18 protein-coding genes are annotated in these 18,454 nt (G+C 36.4%); all 18 read right to left on the bottom strand.

Annotation, left to right across the window (positions count from 1 at the left end):
• Window positions 1–308: 308 nt before the first annotated feature.
• The 18 genes from E4N74_RS03580 to aepX all read right to left on the bottom strand — a co-directional run bounded on the left by E4N74_RS03580 (window position 309) and on the right by aepX (window position 18,453).
• A complete protein-coding gene (locus E4N74_RS03580) occupies window positions 309–1,586 on the bottom strand; it encodes a protoporphyrinogen/coproporphyrinogen oxidase (protein WP_255818934.1) in 1,278 nt (425 codons plus the stop codon).
• A gap of 9 nt (window positions 1,587–1,595) precedes the next feature.
• Window positions 1,596–2,465 carry an SDR family oxidoreductase gene (locus E4N74_RS03575; protein ID WP_255818932.1) on the bottom strand — a complete coding sequence of 290 codons (870 nt, stop codon included), beginning with the start codon at window positions 2,463–2,465 and terminating at the stop codon, window positions 1,596–1,598.
• A gap of 1 nt (window position 2,466) precedes the next feature.
• Window positions 2,467–3,006: a dTDP-4-dehydrorhamnose 3,5-epimerase family protein gene (locus tag E4N74_RS03570; protein WP_255818930.1), complete on the bottom strand. Its 540-nt coding sequence runs from the start codon at window positions 3,004–3,006 to the stop codon at window positions 2,467–2,469.
• The gene (gene rfbH / locus E4N74_RS03565) at window positions 3,003–4,334 is read right to left on the bottom strand and encodes a lipopolysaccharide biosynthesis protein RfbH (protein ID WP_255818927.1); all 1,332 of its coding nucleotides are present in this window, start codon (window positions 4,332–4,334) and stop codon (window positions 3,003–3,005) included. The genes E4N74_RS03570 and rfbH overlap by 4 nt, the downstream gene beginning before the upstream one ends.
• Before the next feature lie 9 nt (window positions 4,335–4,343).
• Window positions 4,344–4,610 carry an STAS-like domain-containing protein gene (locus tag E4N74_RS03560; protein WP_255818925.1) on the bottom strand — a complete coding sequence of 89 codons (267 nt, stop codon included), beginning with the start codon at window positions 4,608–4,610 and terminating at the stop codon, window positions 4,344–4,346.
• Between the two features lie 16 nt (window positions 4,611–4,626).
• Complete coding sequence (locus E4N74_RS03555; RefSeq protein ID WP_255818923.1) at window positions 4,627–4,923, bottom strand: hypothetical protein; 297 nt, start codon at window positions 4,921–4,923, stop codon at window positions 4,627–4,629.
• 60 nt (window positions 4,924–4,983) lie between these two features.
• Window positions 4,984–6,051 carry a CDP-glucose 4,6-dehydratase gene (gene rfbG / locus E4N74_RS03550; RefSeq protein WP_255818921.1) on the bottom strand — a complete coding sequence of 356 codons (1,068 nt, stop codon included), beginning with the start codon at window positions 6,049–6,051 and terminating at the stop codon, window positions 4,984–4,986.
• A 2-nt stretch (window positions 6,052–6,053) separates the two neighbouring features.
• Window positions 6,054–6,830 (bottom strand): glucose-1-phosphate cytidylyltransferase, encoded by a 777-nt coding sequence (gene rfbF, locus E4N74_RS03545; protein ID WP_255818919.1) that lies wholly within the window; start codon window positions 6,828–6,830, stop codon window positions 6,054–6,056.
• Entirely contained in the window at window positions 6,827–8,053 is a 1,227-nt protein-coding gene (locus E4N74_RS03540; protein WP_255818912.1) for an ABC transporter ATP-binding protein, read from the bottom strand. Before E4N74_RS03540 ends, rfbF begins: the two co-directional genes overlap by 4 nt.
• 505 nt (window positions 8,054–8,558) lie before the next feature.
• Complete coding sequence (locus E4N74_RS03535; protein ID WP_255806169.1) at window positions 8,559–9,416, bottom strand: ABC transporter permease; 858 nt, start codon at window positions 9,414–9,416, stop codon at window positions 8,559–8,561.
• Window positions 9,417–9,450: 34 nt separating this feature from the next.
• Window positions 9,451–10,095 (bottom strand): hypothetical protein, encoded by a 645-nt coding sequence (locus E4N74_RS03530; protein ID WP_255806168.1) that lies wholly within the window; start codon window positions 10,093–10,095, stop codon window positions 9,451–9,453.
• A gap of 135 nt (window positions 10,096–10,230) precedes the next feature.
• The gene (locus E4N74_RS03525; protein WP_255819348.1) at window positions 10,231–10,962 is read right to left on the bottom strand and encodes a DUF3843 family protein; all 732 of its coding nucleotides are present in this window, start codon (window positions 10,960–10,962) and stop codon (window positions 10,231–10,233) included.
• A gap of 245 nt (window positions 10,963–11,207) precedes the next feature.
• Window positions 11,208–13,004, bottom strand: a complete 1,797-nt coding sequence (locus E4N74_RS03520) for a sulfatase-like hydrolase/transferase (protein ID WP_255818910.1) — start codon at window positions 13,002–13,004, stop codon at window positions 11,208–11,210.
• Between the two features lie 31 nt (window positions 13,005–13,035).
• On the bottom strand, window positions 13,036–13,389 hold the full coding sequence (locus E4N74_RS03515) for a DUF4143 domain-containing protein (RefSeq protein ID WP_255806627.1): 354 nt from the start codon (window positions 13,387–13,389) through the stop codon (window positions 13,036–13,038).
• 5 nt (window positions 13,390–13,394) lie between these two features.
• Window positions 13,395–14,072 (bottom strand): ATP-binding protein, encoded by a 678-nt coding sequence (locus E4N74_RS03510; protein WP_255818908.1) that lies wholly within the window; start codon window positions 14,070–14,072, stop codon window positions 13,395–13,397.
• Window positions 14,073–14,170: 98 nt separating this feature from the next.
• A complete protein-coding gene (locus E4N74_RS03505) occupies window positions 14,171–16,021 on the bottom strand; it encodes a 2-aminoethylphosphonate aminotransferase (protein WP_255818906.1) in 1,851 nt (616 codons plus the stop codon).
• On the bottom strand, window positions 16,018–17,151 hold the full coding sequence (gene aepY, locus E4N74_RS03500; RefSeq protein WP_255806164.1) for a phosphonopyruvate decarboxylase: 1,134 nt from the start codon (window positions 17,149–17,151) through the stop codon (window positions 16,018–16,020). Before aepY ends, E4N74_RS03505 begins: the two co-directional genes overlap by 4 nt.
• Window positions 17,152–18,453: a phosphoenolpyruvate mutase gene (gene aepX / locus E4N74_RS03495; protein WP_255818904.1), complete on the bottom strand. Its 1,302-nt coding sequence runs from the start codon at window positions 18,451–18,453 to the stop codon at window positions 17,152–17,154.
• Between the last annotated feature and the right edge of the window lies 1 nt (window position 18,454).

The raw sequence follows: 18,454 nt of genomic DNA, 5'->3' as shown, positions 1-18,454 counted from the left end.
AGGAAAAAACATCAAACATACTTCAGCAACACGGCGGACTAATTTGGCTTATTGTTTTTCTCGTTGAAAATGCATTGCACATATAGCCCTCTTGTGAGAATAATTAAAAAAATACCCTTTAAATTATCCTGTATATTATGTTCAAAAATGTCAACATAATAACCTTTTATAAACATATCGCGATCATCTACTATACAAAATGGGATTATCTAAAACAATAACATCATTGCTTTTCTTTTTTGTATATACAAAATATAAAAACATCAGAACCTACAAAACCTAACAACCGATTATCAATATTTTCATAGTTACTCTTTAAAAATATTATATCCACTCATAAAACTTTGGTCACTCCATAAGTAATCCCAATTTCCAAATCTACCTGCAGTACGTATACCTTTTGATAAGATATACTCATAACAAAATTTTCTATATTTTTCAATATTGTGATAAAAAATTACATTTGCATATTTTATGTGTCTTAAATCCGTAAAAAGAATATCCCGTTCTTTTGCAATTTTCATATTGGTAAGTGACTGCACGGTTTTACTTATGAGTTCTTTGTCGGAATACCTAAGAGGCATACTTTTACTATAGTAAATCTCACATTGCAAGGAACTTGTTCCATTCGGGACATTTGCCATAGACTTTATACTTGGAGAATGAGCTCTTGCAAAAGGAATATCTTCATCATATACATAAAACCACAATGCAGGAATATCCACTATTTTATTAAAACCTATTGAAACCAAACAGATAGAACTTGCCTGTAAATTTGAAGCAGCTTTCTTTATTGAATCGGATGCTGAATCACACATAAAACATAATTCAGGCAGTGGAATAGTACTGATCAAATTTTGATATGCACATAGTGAACCGTCACTGAATTCAATCTGTTTTAAATCCGTATTTATTTTTATTGCTTTTTTTCTGTATTGTATATCCAGACCGTCAACAATATTCGTCAAGAAAGTTTTATAAGCCCCCTTCTCGGGATAACGCATTTTCTTTGCATAATATGTGCTGGGAGTTTTATCCGTAAATGCTCCTCGTAATACCTCATCCAGAGTCGGAATATAAAGTCGATTCCCACACCATACACAATTTAATTCTTCAGGCTTTGCCGCCCAGTATTTTTTTGTATATTGTTCAGGATATTTTTGCGCAAAATATTCCCCAAATTGCGCAACAAGATAATCAAGATAGTTTTTGGGATTTCGTTTTTTCTCAGAGCGGTTTATAAAACTCTTTATAATTTTTATTCGTTCCTCTACAGGAAGGGCGCAACAATTATTTTGAATCGGGTGGCGAACCCAAAAACCGTTGGTATAATTTTTTGCCTCGGGTCTATGTTCTATATGCGGTGTTTTATAAAAAATATCCTGTACCACTTTTATCTCGGAAAAAGATAGATGAACAGCTTTATCAAAGATAAAATCATATTTTTTAAATGAACCACATAATCCACCCCATGTTTTATCCTGTTCAAATAGAACTATATCTTTTTTTTTAGCAAGCCTTGCACCGTAAGCTGCTCCGATCCCTGCAAAACCAGCTCCTAAAATAACAGTATCATATGTTTGCATAATTAATATCTATAATAAATTAAAAGTTGTTGTAAGTATGGTATTTATATCAGATGTTAAATGGACTTGAGTAAGATCATTGAATAATGGTGGAGTCATCACTTCGTTTTTGCGGTAATCTTTTGCTCCCCATTGTAAAATGCTTTTTACGTCATATTGTTTTTCAATAAGCGTCCCCAAATCTTTTAATTTAATTTCCGTTCCGATAATTTGTACTGTTTGGTTGTCAAAAAAAGAGAGAGTTTCAATATTATCAATAATATAATTAACAAGATCGTCTATATAAAGAACATCCAGTATTTGTTCTCCTGGCGATAAATTCAATGGAATTTTATTTTTACATGCCTCAATCAACAAACTAACGATTTTTTTTCGAGTATCATTTTTACCGAATGTATCGCATAGCTCAAGTGTTTTTGACATAATACCATCTTTATTATACCAACAAAGAATATCATAAAAAGCCTGTTTTGTTGCTGCATACAAATTAGCAGGATTGTATAACTCGTTATTGATGTGCTGCCAGCGTGTGCCAAAATTTAATAACTTAGTTATACCGCTATTTTTCATTGCTTCTAATAAATATGAACCGAATACAATATTTGAATCAAGCAAGTTTTGCAATTCATCTTTTGTATGATTATTTATATATAAAGTAGCTAAATGAATTACCACATCAGGTTTATAATTTTTTAAAGCATTTTCGATATCTTGGTAATTCATGTAATCATATATAATTAAATTATCTTTTTGTTTTTCCAGTTGCCTTAAATCAGACAGTTTTCGTTTTAATATGGCGACACTATATTTTTTCTGTAATAGTGCAGGAATAAGGTTAGAGCCGATAAAACCTGTAGATCCGGTACACAGTATTTTCATACTAAAAAATTCCTTCATAAGCCTGTATATCAGGAAACATTTTATCACGTGCAGAAACAATGGGACTTGTAACATTCCAATTATATCCGAATGAAGCGTAATGAATACCGCAATCATGTTCTTTGTTATAACAACTCGTTTGGACATAGTGTACTATTGCATTATCTGTACGGGCGGCAAAGCCATGAGCCACTCCCTTCGGAATATAGAGATAATTTTCATCTTCACCAGATAATTCTATCGAAAAATATTTACCGTAAGTTTTTGATTTTTTTCGTATGTCCAAACAAACATCGGTAATGGTACCTTGAGTTACATATACCATTTTTATATGATCGTGCGGCGGAGATTGAAAATGCATTCCCCGTATAACATTTTTTTTATTTATTGAATAATACAATTCTTTAAAATCAAATTCCAGATTAAGGTGTGCAAATTCGTTTTTAGTAAAAACTTTTTTGAAGTTGCCGCGTTCATCTAAAAAAATTGTGTTTGACAGTACAAAAAGTCCCGATATTTCTGTTTCTGTTTTAATAATCATTCTAAATTTATTTTAATAGTTTTAATCATCTTATCCAGCATTTCTTTTGTCATGCCCGGATATACGCCAACCCAAAAAGTTGTATTCATAATGCGGTCGGTAACATCAAGTGAACCTGAAACTCGATATGCCGCCGTACCGCGGATTGAATCAAAACAGGGATGCCTGATAAGGTTTCCTGCAAACAATGAGCGCGTTTGTATTTTGTTTTTTTCTAAATTTGAAACAAGTATATTTTTTTGTTCGTTTGTTTTACAGGTTATTAAAAAACCGAACCAGCTCGGATTTGAATTTTCGGCAGCTTCAGGTAAAATCAATTCGTTTTTTACATCTTTAAGCCCGTCATATAAATGCTGCCAATTATAGCGACGCTTTTCTACAAATGTCGGAAATTTTTCAAGCTGGGCACAGCCGATTGCGGCCTGCATATCGGTTGCTTTTAAATTATAGCCGAAATGACTGTACACATATTTATGATCATAACCGAACGGGAGCTCTCCATGCTGTTGCGAAAATCGCTTACCGCACATATTGTCTTTACCTGACGGACAAATACAATCGCGTCCCCAATCACGTAGTGAACGGATAATTTTGTGCAATAACGGATTAGCCGTATAGACAGCGCCGCCTTCTCCCATCGTCATATGATGCGGCGGGTAGAAACTGGACGTACCTATATCTCCCCATGTTCCGGTCAGCTTTGTTGTACCGCCTATTGTGTATTCCGAACCGAGTGCATCACAGTTGTCTTCTATAAGCCAAAGGTTGTGTTCGATACAGAATTCTTTTACGGTTTTTAAGTCAAACGGATTACCGAGTGTATGAGCAACCATCACGGCTTTTGTTTTATCGGACAACGCTGCTTCGAGTTCTGTTACATCGATATTGTATTGAGGAATTGTTACATCCACAAAAACCGGTACGGCTCCGTATTGCAGTATAGGAGCTACCGTCGTCGGGAAGCTGCAGGCGACTGTTATAACTTCGTCTCCGCGTTTTACGGCACGCTCTTTTAAAAGAGGTGAAGTTAGAGCCATAAAAGTTATAAGGTTTGCGCTTGACCCTGAATTGACCAATGAGCAATACGGTACGTTTAAATACCGTGCGAAGTTTTTTTCAAACTCATCGGTGTATCTTCCTGCCGTAAGCCAAAATTCCAAAGCGCTGTCTACAAGATTTATTACTTCATGTTCGTCAAAGACACGGCTAGCGTATGGAATACGGTCGCCGTCTTTGTATTCTGGCTTAATCATGTATTCCTTGTAGTATTCTTTTACAACGGCAAGAATTTTCTGTGCCGCTTGTTCTTTTTCAGCACCTTCAAACATAGTATATCCTCAGTTCAATACGGTTTTCAATGAAGCGGCAACGGATTCATTAGTCGTATTAAAGTACGTTATTTTATTTTTAAAATTTGATTTTATACCGGAAATAAACTCGTCAATCCACGAAAGTGTAAGAACCTTTACATCGGTAAAATCCAAGTTGATCGTTTCATCGGCCTTTAGAGAATTAAAAACATACACTTTTGCAGTAAGAAAAGCATCTTTACCGACAGGTCGTGATATTAATATATCTCCAAATTTGTTTATACTTAAATTCATCGCACTTATTTCTCCATTAAAGTTTTAAAATTGCTAGGCAGCCGATTACCGAATCACCTGTTTCCATAAAAGAAACAACTCTTTCTTTTATTACACAACAAGCCTTGCCCGATTGAAAATATAAAGTCCACTGTTTTTCTTTTACGGATTCACAAACAAATTTTAATCCGTTTCCTCTCTGTTCCGGTGAACGTCCTGAAAGCCGTTCTGTAAATGCAATTTTTATCGCATCTAAATCGGAATTAATTTGTCGTACGGAAGAAAGATAATTCCTTATACCTTGTGAGCTTGAAAGATATCGCGACTTGTACAAAAATAATTATAATCTTTTTTTTCAGAAGCTCTTTTAATTTCTTGAACAATTGAATTTACATCAAAATCTTATATTATATTCATCTGTAAAATATTCTTTTATTTGTTTATCTGTTATTTCTCCGGCAGAAATTCCTGCTGCAATGTTCTTTTCCCATTCTACAACTTTTTCAACCGCATTCTTGATTTTCCAATGAGGGTTCCAGTGTAACATGTTTTTTGCTTTGGTATTATCAAGCTTTAAAAAGTTCGCTTCGTGAGGTCCGTTTTCATCTTTGCTTCCCCATTGTACACCGTTTCCCCACGCTTTACAAAAAATATCGGTTAAACCGCCCGTTGTAACACAGCTTTCATCATCCGGACCGAAATTATAAGCACCTTCCAGTTTTTTATCTTCGTATTGAGCTTGTGCTAAAAGCAAGTAGCCGGATAAGCACTCAAGCACATGCTGATATGGGCGTGTAGAACCTGGGTTTCGAAGTACTATCGGTTTGTTGTTTTGAACGGCACGTATACAGTCCGGAATAATGCGGTCTTCGGCATAGTCTCCGCCGCCTATTACATTACCGCTGCGGGCTGTACTGATTGCAGGACTTTCAAATCCGGCAAAAAAAGAATTTCGATAGCTGTACGTTACCAATTCGCTGCAGCTTTTACTGTTTGAATAGGGGTCAAAGCCGCAGAGATTTTCATTTTCACGATACCCCCAGCACCATTCTTTATTTTCATATACCTTGTCGGTGGTAACATTTACAAAAGATTTTACGGAATAGCATTGTCTGACTGCTTCTAAAATGTTTACGGTTCCCATAACATTCGTGCTGTATGTTGCCGCAGGTTCTTTGTATGACAACCGCACTAACGGCTGGGCCGCAAGATGAAAAACTATATCCGGTTTTACATTTTTTACCGATTTTATAAGTTTTTCTCTATCGGCAATATCCGCTTCAACTGAATGTATATGTTTTTGGGTATCGGTTAATTCAAAAAGAGAAGGGGCGGTCGGCGGTTTTAAAGCATAACCTGTGATGTCAGCCCCTGCGGCAAGTAAGATTCGTGTAAGCCATGTTCCTTTAAATCCCGTATGACCGGTAATAAAAATGCGCTTTCCTTTATAAAATTCAAGCATGATTATTGCCAAACCTTCCACGGCGGATTACCGGAATTCCATAAGCTGTTGAGTTCCATTTTTTGCTTTAGCGTATCCATAGGCTTCCAGAATCCGGTATGCTTGTATGCTTTTAGCTGCTTATCAGCTGCAAGCCTTTCTAAAGGTTCTCTTTCAAAAATAGTACTGTCGCCCTTTGTTATGTAATCGAATACTTTCGGTTCGCATACAAAAAAACCGCCGTTAATCCAGCTGCCGTCGCCGGCAGGTTTTTCCCTAAATTCGGTTATATCATCCGAATTGTTTAATTGCAGGGCGCCGAATTTTCCGTCAGGTAATACGGCTGTCAATGTTACCGTTTTGTTATTTTGTTTATGAAAATCTATTAATTCGGGAATATTGATGTTCCCAACGCCGTCGCCGTATGTCAACATAAACGGCTCATCACCTATATATTTTTGGACACGTTTAATACGCCCGCCGGTCATAGTATCAAGACCTGTATCGACCAATGTTATTTTCCACGGTTCCGAGTCCGAATCATGGTAGGTAACATTATTAGAAACCAAATCGACTGTAATATCGCTTGAGTGCATATAATAGTGATAAAAATAATCTTTTATAAAATATGATTTATATCCGCAACAAATAATAAAATCGTTATAGCCGTAATGAGAATAAATTTTCATTATGTGCCAAAGAATCGGCTTCCCACCGATTTCAACCATTGGCTTAGGACGCAGATCCGTTTCTTCCGAAAGGCGAGTACCGAGGCCACCTGCTAAGATAACTGTTTTCATTTTATTTGTTTACTCTTCCATATGTCAGAATTTTTTGAAGAAACGGAAAAATAAATAGAAACGCTATGTTCATCAGGATTAACAATCCACGCAGTGTTCTTAATAGATAAACTTAAACTTATATCATAAGAACCTGGAGGTAACATTCTAGGATAGATATAAAATTCAAAAACATTCATACCAATATGCAAATCATGATTCTCACCTTTTAATGCAAAAAGGGAAACATTATCTCTATAAACTAGAATCCAAAAGTCTATGTTTGGTAATACTTCCTCTATATTTGCTTCCAACACAATCTTATACGCCGATTCATAATCAAGATAATAATTAATTGCTGTACCCATACTATCAACAATGTTAACACTTTTAGGAGTAAAATACATATTTTTTATAGATCCATCGTTATTCCACCTTAATCTAATATCCTGATTTTTATTTTTCCCACTATACACATCCAAAACTTTATCAATACTGTTACTCTCAAATCTTAATCTCCCCTTATCAAGAATAATACCCTTATTACATAGTGCTTTTATCGCAGGCATATTATGGCTTACAAACAGTACCGTTCTGCCTTGCCCAGCGCTTAACTCATTCATCTTTCCCAATGCTTTTTTTTGAAAGTCTGCATCACCTACGGCCAGCACCTCGTCGGCTATCAGTATATCACTATCCAAATGAGCTGCAACTGCAAAGGCAAGCCTAACGTACATTCCGCTCGAATAGCGTTTTACGGGAGTGTCGATATGTTTTTCGATTCCGCTGAAGTCTATAATCTCGTCGATTTTGCGGTCTACTTCTTTTTTTTTCATACCGAGGATCGCACCGTTAAGATAAATATTTTCACGGCCGGTAAGCTCTCCGTGGAACCCCGTTCCCACTTCCAAAAGGCTGGCGACTCTTCCGCTTACTTTTACGCAGCCTTCGGTCGGTGCGGTTATTCTGCTTAAAATTTTTAAGAGTGTGGATTTCCCTGCGCCGTTTTTACCGATTATCCCGACCCTGTCTCCCTGTTTAATTTCGAAGTTCAAATCTTTCAGTGCCCAAAAGCCTTCATCGGTTCCGTCATATTTGTGCTCACCGATTTTCGAGTGAGGATCCGGCTTGCAACGCTTGAGCGCAATCCATGTTTGAATGTCGCGAAACAAGGTACCGTTATTGATAACGCCGAGCCGATAATATTTTGAAAGATGTTCGGCTTTTATTACTGTATTGCTCATGCTATTCTCTCGTTAACGAATTCTTCTTTTTTAATTTTATATCCATACAAATCATATCAATCATTTTACTCGTTATCATTATTTTTTCTATTAGTTTTAAATTTTCAATCCATTCAAGCGGAAAACTTTTTAAACGTTCAACAAAACTTCATCTTGCAGCGTATATAGTTGTGTGTAATCACGAATTATATCTTTTTTCATTGAAACTTCTCTATGTACTGCCGCTCGTTCAACATTGTATTGCGCAATGCCGTGTATGAATCTCATGTCAAACCGAAGCGCTCTGAGAACTTAAAAGTATTAAACAAAGTTTGCAAATCGGTTTGAGAAAAAAGCGATAAATTGTTCAATTTACCTTAGGAATTATATACTATGCGGTTGAACAGCCATTGTTTCTTTTTCATATCATTGCTGCACGTGATATTTTTTAATTCGGCTTCGGAGAGGTTATAATCCCACGTTATGCTTGTGAGTATATCACGTTTTTTTGTTGAAGTTAATTGCATTAAATAACATCCACAAAAGTGCGCTCGTTGCGGTTAAAGAGCACAAGACCAAAAAACATAAACGCAATCGTTTCGGCAATGCTGATAACAATCATAGAGGCTTGAACATTTCCCGCACCGTAAAACCACATGCGGAAAAGTTCTATCGGTGCGCTCATCGGGTTTATGTAAAACACCCACCAAAACTTTTGCGGCGCTTCGGACAGCGGGTAAACAATCGGCGTTGCGTACATTGCAAGCGACAGTCCGAACCCCAAAAGCTGATTTAAGTCGCGGTACTTTGTTGTCAGCGCCGATATAATCATGCCGAAACCGGTCCCCATAGCGCCTACCCAAATAACGAGCAGCGGCAATGCTAAAATCCACCACGAGGGCTGTATAGGAGCTTTTATAACAAGATAGTACACGTAAAAAATCATCAGTGTTGCAAATTGAATGCCCAGCTTTATCATATGGCCGATGGTTGTGGAAATGGGCACTGTCAAGCGCGGAAAATATACCTTTCCGAAAATTCCCGAATTAGACAAAAAACAGCTTGCCGCACTGTTAAGGCAGGCGGTAAAATATGTCCACAGCATAGTGCCCGCAAAATAAAAAAGCAGGTAGGGAACACCGTCGGTTCCTATTTGTGCAAGGTTTCCAAACACAAAGGTGTACATTACCGTTGTTACTAAAGGCTGCACGACATACCACAGCGGACCCAAAATCGTTTGTTTATATGCAGTTACAAAATCGCGCTTGATAAACATAAATACCAAATCGCGGTAACGTATCAATTCACGGATTTTCAAATCCAAAAGCCGATTTTTCGGCTCAAGGATCATGTCCCATTGTTCTTCAGATTTTGCTGTCAACATATTCTTTCCTGTAAAAATGTTTTTAAAATTCTAATTATACAAAATACATGTGCGGTTCAGACTTATAACCGTTTGAACTATAAAAACGCTTGAGAAAATCAAATTCATCAAAATTAAATTGATTATAAAGCTCAATATCTTTTAAACTGTTTTTTAGTAATAATAATTTGATAATTTCATGATAAAATTCCGTTGAATAATCCGAATTATATACAAGAGCGAATAAGACATCTTCAGACAATTTTTCAAAAAACGGATTGCCCTCTACTTTAATATCCAATGCAATATTTGGATATAATTCGATCCCGCTTTTCTGGTTAAAATAGACTACCAAATTTTCAGTGTCTGAGAAATTAAGTTCATCAAAAATAGGAGTCGGCAGAGCTTTTAATTTATCCGTACCTTTTTCAGCAACGATTTTATCATTATACCCACTAAAAAACTTTCCCGTAAATTTTTCAGATTCCTGTGGTGTCAAAAATACCAGCTCTTGCCCGTACAATTCTATAAAAGTCTTGTACATATTTTGTAACATATCAGACGTTGATTCTTCAGCGGCTTTATCCAGTCGGCATTTTTCTCTTGACGCTTTCATTCCGCCCGAAGAGGAAAATTCAGGTACACAGGTATGAGCAATCATCATACCGCAAAAATACCACTGCTTATCTTTTTTCAGCACACCCAAAGAAATATACTGTTGCGGTTTTATGGCGCTTATATCAGAAAAAGAGGAAGACTCAACGGCAATAACAAAACCCGTCGCAATATGCTCAATTTCAACTTCCGTTTCGCCTACTGCAATAATTTTAAACTGTCAAAAAACAAAATAATCAGGATCTATTTTAAACAACTCAGAATTATAGGAAGAGTGATGGCATGCAATACTATCTGTAATCTCAAAAATATTTAACACCAGCAACCGTGAACGGACTTTTAGCGAAAACACTTTTTCTCCTAAATAATGATACATATGCTGCGACATATTAAAGGATTCGGCATTTTTTTTATCATTTTCGGTATACTTTTCAAAACGTTTTAAAATATCCGGGCCGTAAAGATAATTCCGGCTTGCAATATTAAAGCAAAAAGACCGCATCCATATAGGATCCGCATGTTCGGGAATACCGGCAAAGAGCTTTGCATATTCAGTATTCGATGGTGCATTGTCGTATTCCTTGGACAATAGGTCAAAAACCTTGTATGCCATGAATAGAATTTTTAGATTTTGAGGAAACACGACACCGGAAACAGCATAGTTTACACAGGTAATATACCAAATTAAAAAACGCACGTCTTGAAAATTGATATTATCTTCTTCATAATCACAATCCTGAGTACTTACCTCTCCGTATTCACCTTCAAAATCTTCGGGGAAAAAGGAATCACGCGTACAAAAGGGTATATGCGTATTATATAATTCTTTGTGTTTTTTCCGAAATGATTTGAAAATTCCTAAACCGGAAACAACATCTTCCAAATACGAAGCTGAAACAATTGCTATATCTTTGAGACATTCTTTAGACCATACAGGAGAACCATCGTCTATTAGGAGACGAATTTCCTTATAGACCGCAGAAGCAAGCCTTATATAAATATGAATCCGTCGGTGAAAAGCTATTCTCCGGCCGATATTTTCTCCAATCCGGTACTTTAATTTTATTTCTTGATTTATCTGCTTTTTTCTTCATAGTAAATACTAATATTGTTTATACAGTTTATTTCTTATCGTACTTCCCTACACCAATTTTCTTTCATATATTCTTCAAGTTTTACCGTAAAGTTGAGCATTTCTTACTTCAGTGGAGTATCTCTTTTATTTAATAACTCATTCCTATAAAAATACGATTTAGAATTAATAAATTCATTCAATTTTTCTTCACCATATTGCTCAAGAAGGGTTGGTTTATCCGAAAACAGAGAGCGTCCAATGCCAGCGCCCCCCCCTTCAAACTTTACCCCTAAAGATTCTATAATAGTAGGGAAAAAATCAAAAGTTGCAAAGGCTCTGTTTTTACTAAAAACAGCCTCTTTTCCGGTATTGATAAACGCATTATACGCATGCCGCCCATAATGGGATTTTTTCTGTGTATATAAATCACCACCCATATAAAGATGATCTCCCAAAAGAACTATCACAGTATTATTATAAAACGGCTGTTCTTGTATCCAGTTCACAAAATCTGCTATCCGTTTCGAGGTACATGAAAATACATTATGGATTTGATTAGGATATTTTTTTTCACAATCTTCATCCATGTATCCGCCTGGAGAGTGAGTATCCTCAAAAAACACGGAAAACATAAAAGGATTAGCTGTATTACCAAGTCTTATAAGCTCTTCTTTTGAAAATTCAATCATCTTTTTATCTTCAATCCCCCACCAGACATTATAATCTTTCGGAACAAAGCCATTTTCTCGATAATAATTAGAATCTTTTATATCAAAATTTCCATGTGTTTTTAATAAAGCCCGCAAACCTCCAAATTCAGCATCTGCGCCCATTACAAAAGATAACATATAGCCATTATCTTTTAATAAATCTCCCAATCCATAAGCGCCATTAAAAAAATACTTTGTATTTTCATAGCTATTTGCACTTATCGGAAGGGTGAGAGGAAGGCCTAAATGTGTGCAGCAAAGAGACGCCATCGACCACCCCGTTCCGGCAAGCTGTAATTGACCGCCTAAAGCATTATTATGACTAAAAGAAATATGTTCTTCGGCGAGCAACGATAACTCCGGTATTAAATTTATACCCGGATTTGCAGTACTAGCGGCTTCCGCTTCCATTGATTCAATATAAATTAAAATAAGATTTTTCTTTTGTTTCGGAAAATCAAATTTTACAGTTTTAGGATCTATATAATTTTCTTCATAAAATGAAGAATTTGGTTTTAAACTTAGTTTTATATAATCAATAAACCCAAGTTTAAAATTTATAGATAAAATAAAAAATAAAATCCAAATCAATATAAAAGATTTATGATATCTACAATTTATGGGGAAGAATGTCAGAGACTTATTTTTAAATTTAAAAGTAAACTTTATTTTATTCTTTATAAAAAAATAATTTACAAAAAAAGAAATACAAGGTACTACTACTATGATTAATATGAAACCAAAAAAAATCAATGAATTTGTTCCGGTTATCGGCATACCTAAAGTAAATAATAATTGATCAATATTAAGTGAAGGAAAAAACAGATCAAGATATACAAAAATCATCAATAAAAATGTGTATAAAAATACAATAATTGATGATATAAAACCTTTACATTCTCCATCTATAATTTCTTTTTTTACTTTAAAAACTCGAAGCAAAAAAATTAGAGTTATCTCAGCTGCAAGTGACACAGCATTAAATTTTATAATAAATTTTAACCTTGAAGGATTTAATGTATTATATACTTTAAAAAGGTCATAACCCATAACTATTCTTATGAGTGTAAATATTATTATTTGGGCAATTATTGTAATTACAAATCCATTAAACAAAACTTTTAACAATTTTATATTTTTACAATATAAAACATGATAAAAAAAACTAGAAATTAATGCCAAAAAAATAAAAGAAGCAAGATAATACATAGCACCTCTTAAAATAAAGTTCGCTTAAAATTTATTCAAAATATTCCCATGCAGGCATGATTTCTATTCGTTTGTCTTCCTGCACAAAAACATCATGCGAATTCTCGGTAAGGATGATACCTTTTTTAAGTTTAAAAAAATCCATTGCGGCTAATAAACCTTTTAGCTCGCGTTCCGTATTATCGAAATCCAATTTTAAGCATACTTGAATACACATAGGTGCAGTAAAAGGATTGACCACAAAATCACATTCGCAATTACCTTCTGCGTAATAATAAATCTGCTTATCGTCAAAGCTGCCGTACTTTCTGCGTAATTCGTTAAACACAAAATTTTCTAAAATATGCCCTGTATTTTCACTGAATGCAAAACCTGCAGTACGTATAAAACCTATATCCGTAAAATAAACTTTTTTAGGTGCAAGGAGCGTTCATCCGATACGTTGTACCTGACAGCTATATCCCTGTATAAAATATCTTTTTGGAGCTGGGTTAAAATTTCAGGATTTTTTAATTTTAAGTACTCCGGAAAACCGCCCGTCTGAAAATATTTTTTAAAAGAATTATAACCTCTTTTTGCCTTTGAAAAAGTTAAGTATTCGGAATATGAAAAAGGAAAAAGCTCTTTAACAATATGCCTTCCTGTTAGTTTCGTTCCAAGTTCACGGCTCAAAAGCGAAGCATTGGAACCTGTGAGCACTACTTTAAAACCCTGATCAAGTTTTTGGCGTACATAAAGTTCCCAATTTGCCGCAGTTTGAATCTCATCAAAAAAGATAAACTTTACACCCGTTTCATCTATTATTTCATCCAAAATACCGTAGTCCGAAACGGAAAATTCAAGCAGCCGTAAATCATCAAAATTCAAATAGAAGAACGGTTTTCCCGTCTTTTTTATAAATTTGCGCAAAAGAGTGCTTTTACCGCATCTTCTTACACCGCTTATAACAAGAGCATGATTTTTTATATTAGGAAGAAAATTCAAAGCAACCCGAAAAACACCGTCGTCGGCATCTTTTATGTTTTCAATCTGACTTAAATATATCTCATTTAATTTTGCCTTTTGCATATATTAAAAGTATACATAAAAATTAGAATATATCAACACCACCGACATAAATACGCTAACACTATTGACATATTTATGCCATTATAAATGGCATATTATTACACCCCTACCCCAATTCCTTTCATATATTCTTCAAGTTTTACCGTAAAGTTGAGCATTTCTTCAGGCTGAATATCGCCGATATTGGCAATGCGGAATGTATTTATATTACCGAGTTTACCGGGATAAATAGTGAAACTGTGTTCGGATGCAAAATCATGCAAAGCATCAAAACTGTATTTTTCGGTTTTAGGTTCCAATATTGCGGTTATAAAATGGCTTTGATGTTCTTCGTTTACCAACATTTGCAAACCGAGTTTTTTAACTGCGGTAACCAGTATATTCCAGCATGCCGTATAACGCTCATACCGTTTTTGAACCGTTTCCTGTTTTGTCTCTAAGACAGCCTGTCGCAAAGCATACATGGTTTGTACGGGCGGCGTAAAACGGGTTTGGTGTGTTTTTGAAAAATAAGCATATTGGTCATAAAGATTAAGATAGTAGTTGCGCATGGGATAATCTTTTATCTTTTCAAGTTCTGCCTTATTACAGATAACAAAACCGACGCCCGCCATTCCTTGAATGTTTTTGTTACTGGTAGAAGCCATAAAATCGATACCGAGGCCTTTTAGATCCATAGGCATTCCGCAATACGCGCTTACTGCATCCACAATCGTAACCATGCCGTATTTTTTCGCCATAGGGCAGATGATATGCAAGGGATTCAAAAGCCCTGTAGTAGTTTCGTGATAAACACAAGCAAGGTGAGTATATTTTTTTGTTGCAAATTCCGCTTCCAATTTTTGTAAATCAATCGGTTCATACGTAGAACTTTTAAAAACGTCCATCGGAATTTTATATACTTGTGCGATTTTTGCCATGCGGGCACCGTAGGAACCGTTATCTATTACCAAAAGTCTTCCCGTATCAGGCACGCAGGATGAAACCATAACCTCATCTGCACCGGTGCCCGAACATCCGAACATAACAGTTTCATATTCGGCAGGATTTGTACCAGAGCCTAGAGCAAAAAGTTTTAATTCATCGCAAAGCCACTGCATTAAATCGCCGAATACTTTTTCACGCGGGCAGATATCGGCAGAAACTTGCGCATATTTTACGCTGTCGGTAGTTGTTGCAGGCCCGGGATTAAGTAAGACCTCACGGCGTACCGCACGCAGCTGCTCGTTTTCAACAATATGCGGATAAATATTTTTTACAGCCATCTCTAAATGGTCTTCATTATCTATTTCGCGCCAAACAAAGTACTCAATTTTTTTAATTGCAACAGGCATCGTTTTAGCAACTTCCAAAAGCGCATGTTCATATTCCATCTTAGGTAAATCGGTATGGTGAGCTTTTGCAAAGGCACACATCTTATCCAACGTACTCTTGGTTAATTTTGTAATACCGACAAGCTCTCCAAAAATATTCTTTAAAGCATCCTTATTTTTGGAAAGACCTGTAAGACAATTCTTTTCATCAGCCTCAAGATAAACCTCGTCACCTGATTTGGTAGCTCCGCTTGCCAAAATAAGATTCTTCCGTTCATCATTTATAAGCGTAAATAAACCGGCTGAATCATAAATAAGGTCGGATTCTAAAAGCAAAAAATCTTCGTCCGCAAGAGGGGCGCAAACTTCAAGAGTCCCCATGCTGCCGGTAGCAACATAATTTTCATTTTTTACCGTGATAATGGCAGGGTATTTTTTTGCAAGACGGTCATAGTATTCGCTGCAATGTCCTGTTCCGATTATGATTTTTTCAATTCCGTGAGCAAGAAGCTTTTGTACGGATTGCTCAACAATTGCAGTACCGCCTATTTCCAAAAAACCCTTCGGCATAGTCTTAGTTTTATCTTTTAAGCGCGATCCCAAACCGCCCGCCAAAATTACAGCTTGTTTAATCATTTTTTCCCCTCCAAAAATTCCATAAAAGCTTTTTTGTTTTCAATAGGCGATGACTTAGGTCTTCCTAAATCGGCTCGTGCACCCTTTGATACCAAAACTTCGATAAAAACAGACCCGGAATTTGTGCACAGTTCTTTTAACCTTGATTGTAATTCTTCAAGAGTTTTAACGGACACAACCTTATCATAACCGCAGGCTTCGGCAACAGCACATAAGTTTATCTTTCGAGCTACAGTGGGTTGACCGCCTACCGAATCATGCGCACCGTTGTTCAAAACAAAGTGCACCATATTTTTCGGTTTTTGAGTTCCGATTGTGCTTAAAGCACCCATGTGCATAATAGCGGCTCCGTCGCCGTCGATACAAAAAATTTTCCGATCAGACTTACTTAGAGCAATACCCAGAGCAATTTGCGAAGCGTGCCCCATTGAACCGACCGTTAAAAAATCTTTGGCATGACCTTGGCCGTGTTTATCACGCAGCTCATAAAGTTCCCGCGATGCCATTCCCGTAGTTGAAACAAAAACGGCATTTAAAGGAGCATTGAGAATTATTTGTTCTATAGCTTGCTCCCGGCTTATTTCGGCAGGGACAGCCTCATTTGTTTTTAACGTATAAGAATCAAAAATTCCTTTACGCACTACAACTGCATAAGGAGAACTTGAAGCTTTTATATGCGAGTAAGCTTTTTCAAGCTGAAGTTTTGCCTCTTCTTCCTTATCCGAGAGGATGGAATACGGAATTTCCATTGCATCAAGAAGAGAGCAGGTAACACGGCCTTGTTTTATATGCTGCGGTTCATCGTGAACTCCCGGCTCACCGCGCCATCCGATTACCAGCAGCAGAGGAACCGAATACACTTCCTTATCCGCAAGCGAAAGTAGAGGGTTGACCGTGTTTCCCAAGCCGGAATTCTGCATATAAACAAGCGGAACTCTTCCTGTTGCAAAATAATGTCCCGCAGCAAGTCCTACGGCACAGCCTTCATTTGCTGCGATAATATGATTTTTGCTTGCCGCTGTATCGGTTAAATACGCACAAAAGTTTTTTAAAAGAGAATCGGGCACACCGGTAAAAAAGCCGGTACCGTTTTCTTTTAACAACTCATAAAAAAACTGAGGTCTTATCATTTATTTAGTCCCCGGAATAAGTTCCAAAATTTGTTTAATCGAAAGGCACATGTCATTGACTTCCAGTGAACGCTCGGCCTCTAAAATTGTCTGAGCCGCTTTAAGCATTGCAGGATATGAAGCTCGTAACATGTGGTTGGCATAGATGATTATATTTGCACCCCATGCAGCCAACTCCTTTTCGGTAAATTGATTATATGTTGTGGGTACCAAAACTATCGGCACCTTTTCATATTCTTTTCTAAAGCGTTCGCAAAATTCTTTTATGTCATTTCCGTGTTTTTCTTTACTGTGAATCATAACTCCGTCAGCACCGGCTTTTACATAAGCAAAAGCCCGTTCCAAGGCTTCATCAACCGAATGTCCGGCTATAAGAGATTCAAGACGAGCTATTATCATAAAGTCCTTTGTAACTTGCGCCTTTTTTCCCTCGGAAATTTTATGACAAAAATCTTCAACAGATGCTAATTCCTGTTTTGCTTCTGTGCCGAAAAGACTGTTTTTCTTCAAGCCAACCTTATCTTCAATTATGATGGCGGAAACACCATTGCGCTCAAGGGTCCGTACAGTAAACACAAAGTGCTCTGTTTTCCCCCCTGTGTCTCCATCATAAATAATAGGCTTGGTAGTACATTCAAGAATATCAGTTAAACTTTGCAAACGGGTTGTAAGATCAACAGCTTCTATGTCCGGTTTTCCTTTACTGGTGGAGTCTGTCAAGCTGGAAGACCACATTCCGTCATAACGATGAACACCGTCATCTTTTTGTACTTCAAGATTTTCTATAATAAGTCCGGAAAGGCCTGAATGAGCTTCCATTATGCGAACTATCGGCTTAGCTTCAATAAGACGCCGCAAGGTTTTCATTCTGACTTCAGGGGTGGTACCGATGGTGTGCATATTTGAAGCAAGAGCGCTTGAATTAATTCCCTTAGTATAAGGAACTTCAATAACCTCGCCACCCCACTCTTTCATCACTTCGATAACCTCATCCCGAATCTTACTTAAAGAGCCGCTTTTCCAATCATCACCGTGAATAATAAAATCAGGCTTAAGTTTTTTTAAGTTCGGAATATAAGACCAATCCTCCTGAGGAATGACTTCGCTTACACCCTTAATGTTTTCAACAACCTGTTTACGCTGTTCATAAGAGAGATACGGAAGTCTCTTATGCGAAACAATTGCCGTATCGGTTAATAGACCTATTATAAGATGTCCATATTTTTCACCTTCATTGATAATGTTGATAATCCCCGGATGAATAATATCTCCAGTAAGTCCAAGATAAACCTTTTTTTTCATA

This window comes from Treponema putidum (genome assembly GCF_024401155.1).
Classification (GTDB): Bacteria; Spirochaetota; Spirochaetia; order Treponematales; family Treponemataceae; genus Treponema_B; species Treponema_B putidum.
The sequence above is the reverse complement of the archived record's forward strand: the minus strand, read 5'-3'. Positions and strand labels throughout refer to the sequence as shown.

What these genes read in the sequence shown, in the direction of transcription:
- E4N74_RS03580 (WP_255818934.1), bottom strand. Translation starts at nt 1,586, where the DNA reads ATGCAAACATATGATACTGTTATTTTAGGAGCTGGTTTTGCAGGGATC.
- E4N74_RS03575 (WP_255818932.1), bottom strand. Translation starts at nt 2,465, where the DNA reads ATGAAAATACTGTGTACCGGATCTACAGGTTTTATCGGCTCTAACCTT.
- E4N74_RS03570 (WP_255818930.1), bottom strand. Translation starts at nt 3,006, where the DNA reads ATGATTATTAAAACAGAAACAGAAATATCGGGACTTTTTGTACTGTCA.
- rfbH (WP_255818927.1), bottom strand. Translation starts at nt 4,334, where the DNA reads ATGTTTGAAGGTGCTGAAAAAGAACAAGCGGCACAGAAAATTCTTGCC.
- E4N74_RS03560 (WP_255818925.1), bottom strand. Translation starts at nt 4,610, where the DNA reads ATGAATTTAAGTATAAACAAATTTGGAGATATATTAATATCACGACCT.
- rfbG (WP_255818921.1), bottom strand. Translation starts at nt 6,051, where the DNA reads ATGCTTGAATTTTATAAAGGAAAGCGCATTTTTATTACCGGTCATACG.
- rfbF (WP_255818919.1), bottom strand. Translation starts at nt 6,830, where the DNA reads ATGAAAACAGTTATCTTAGCAGGTGGCCTCGGTACTCGCCTTTCGGAA.
- E4N74_RS03540 (WP_255818912.1), bottom strand. Translation starts at nt 8,053, where the DNA reads ATGAGCAATACAGTAATAAAAGCCGAACATCTTTCAAAATATTATCGG.
- E4N74_RS03535 (WP_255806169.1), bottom strand. Translation starts at nt 9,416, where the DNA reads ATGTTGACAGCAAAATCTGAAGAACAATGGGACATGATCCTTGAGCCG.
- E4N74_RS03520 (WP_255818910.1), bottom strand. Translation starts at nt 13,004, where the DNA reads ATGTATTATCTTGCTTCTTTTATTTTTTTGGCATTAATTTCTAGTTTT.
- E4N74_RS03510 (WP_255818908.1), bottom strand. Translation starts at nt 14,072, where the DNA reads ATGCAAAAGGCAAAATTAAATGAGATATATTTAAGTCAGATTGAAAAC.
- E4N74_RS03505 (WP_255818906.1), bottom strand. Translation starts at nt 16,021, where the DNA reads ATGATTAAACAAGCTGTAATTTTGGCGGGCGGTTTGGGATCGCGCTTA.
- aepY (WP_255806164.1), bottom strand. Translation starts at nt 17,151, where the DNA reads ATGATAAGACCTCAGTTTTTTTATGAGTTGTTAAAAGAAAACGGTACC.
- aepX (WP_255818904.1), bottom strand. Translation starts at nt 18,453, where the DNA reads ATGAAAAAAAAGGTTTATCTTGGACTTACTGGAGATATTATTCATCCG.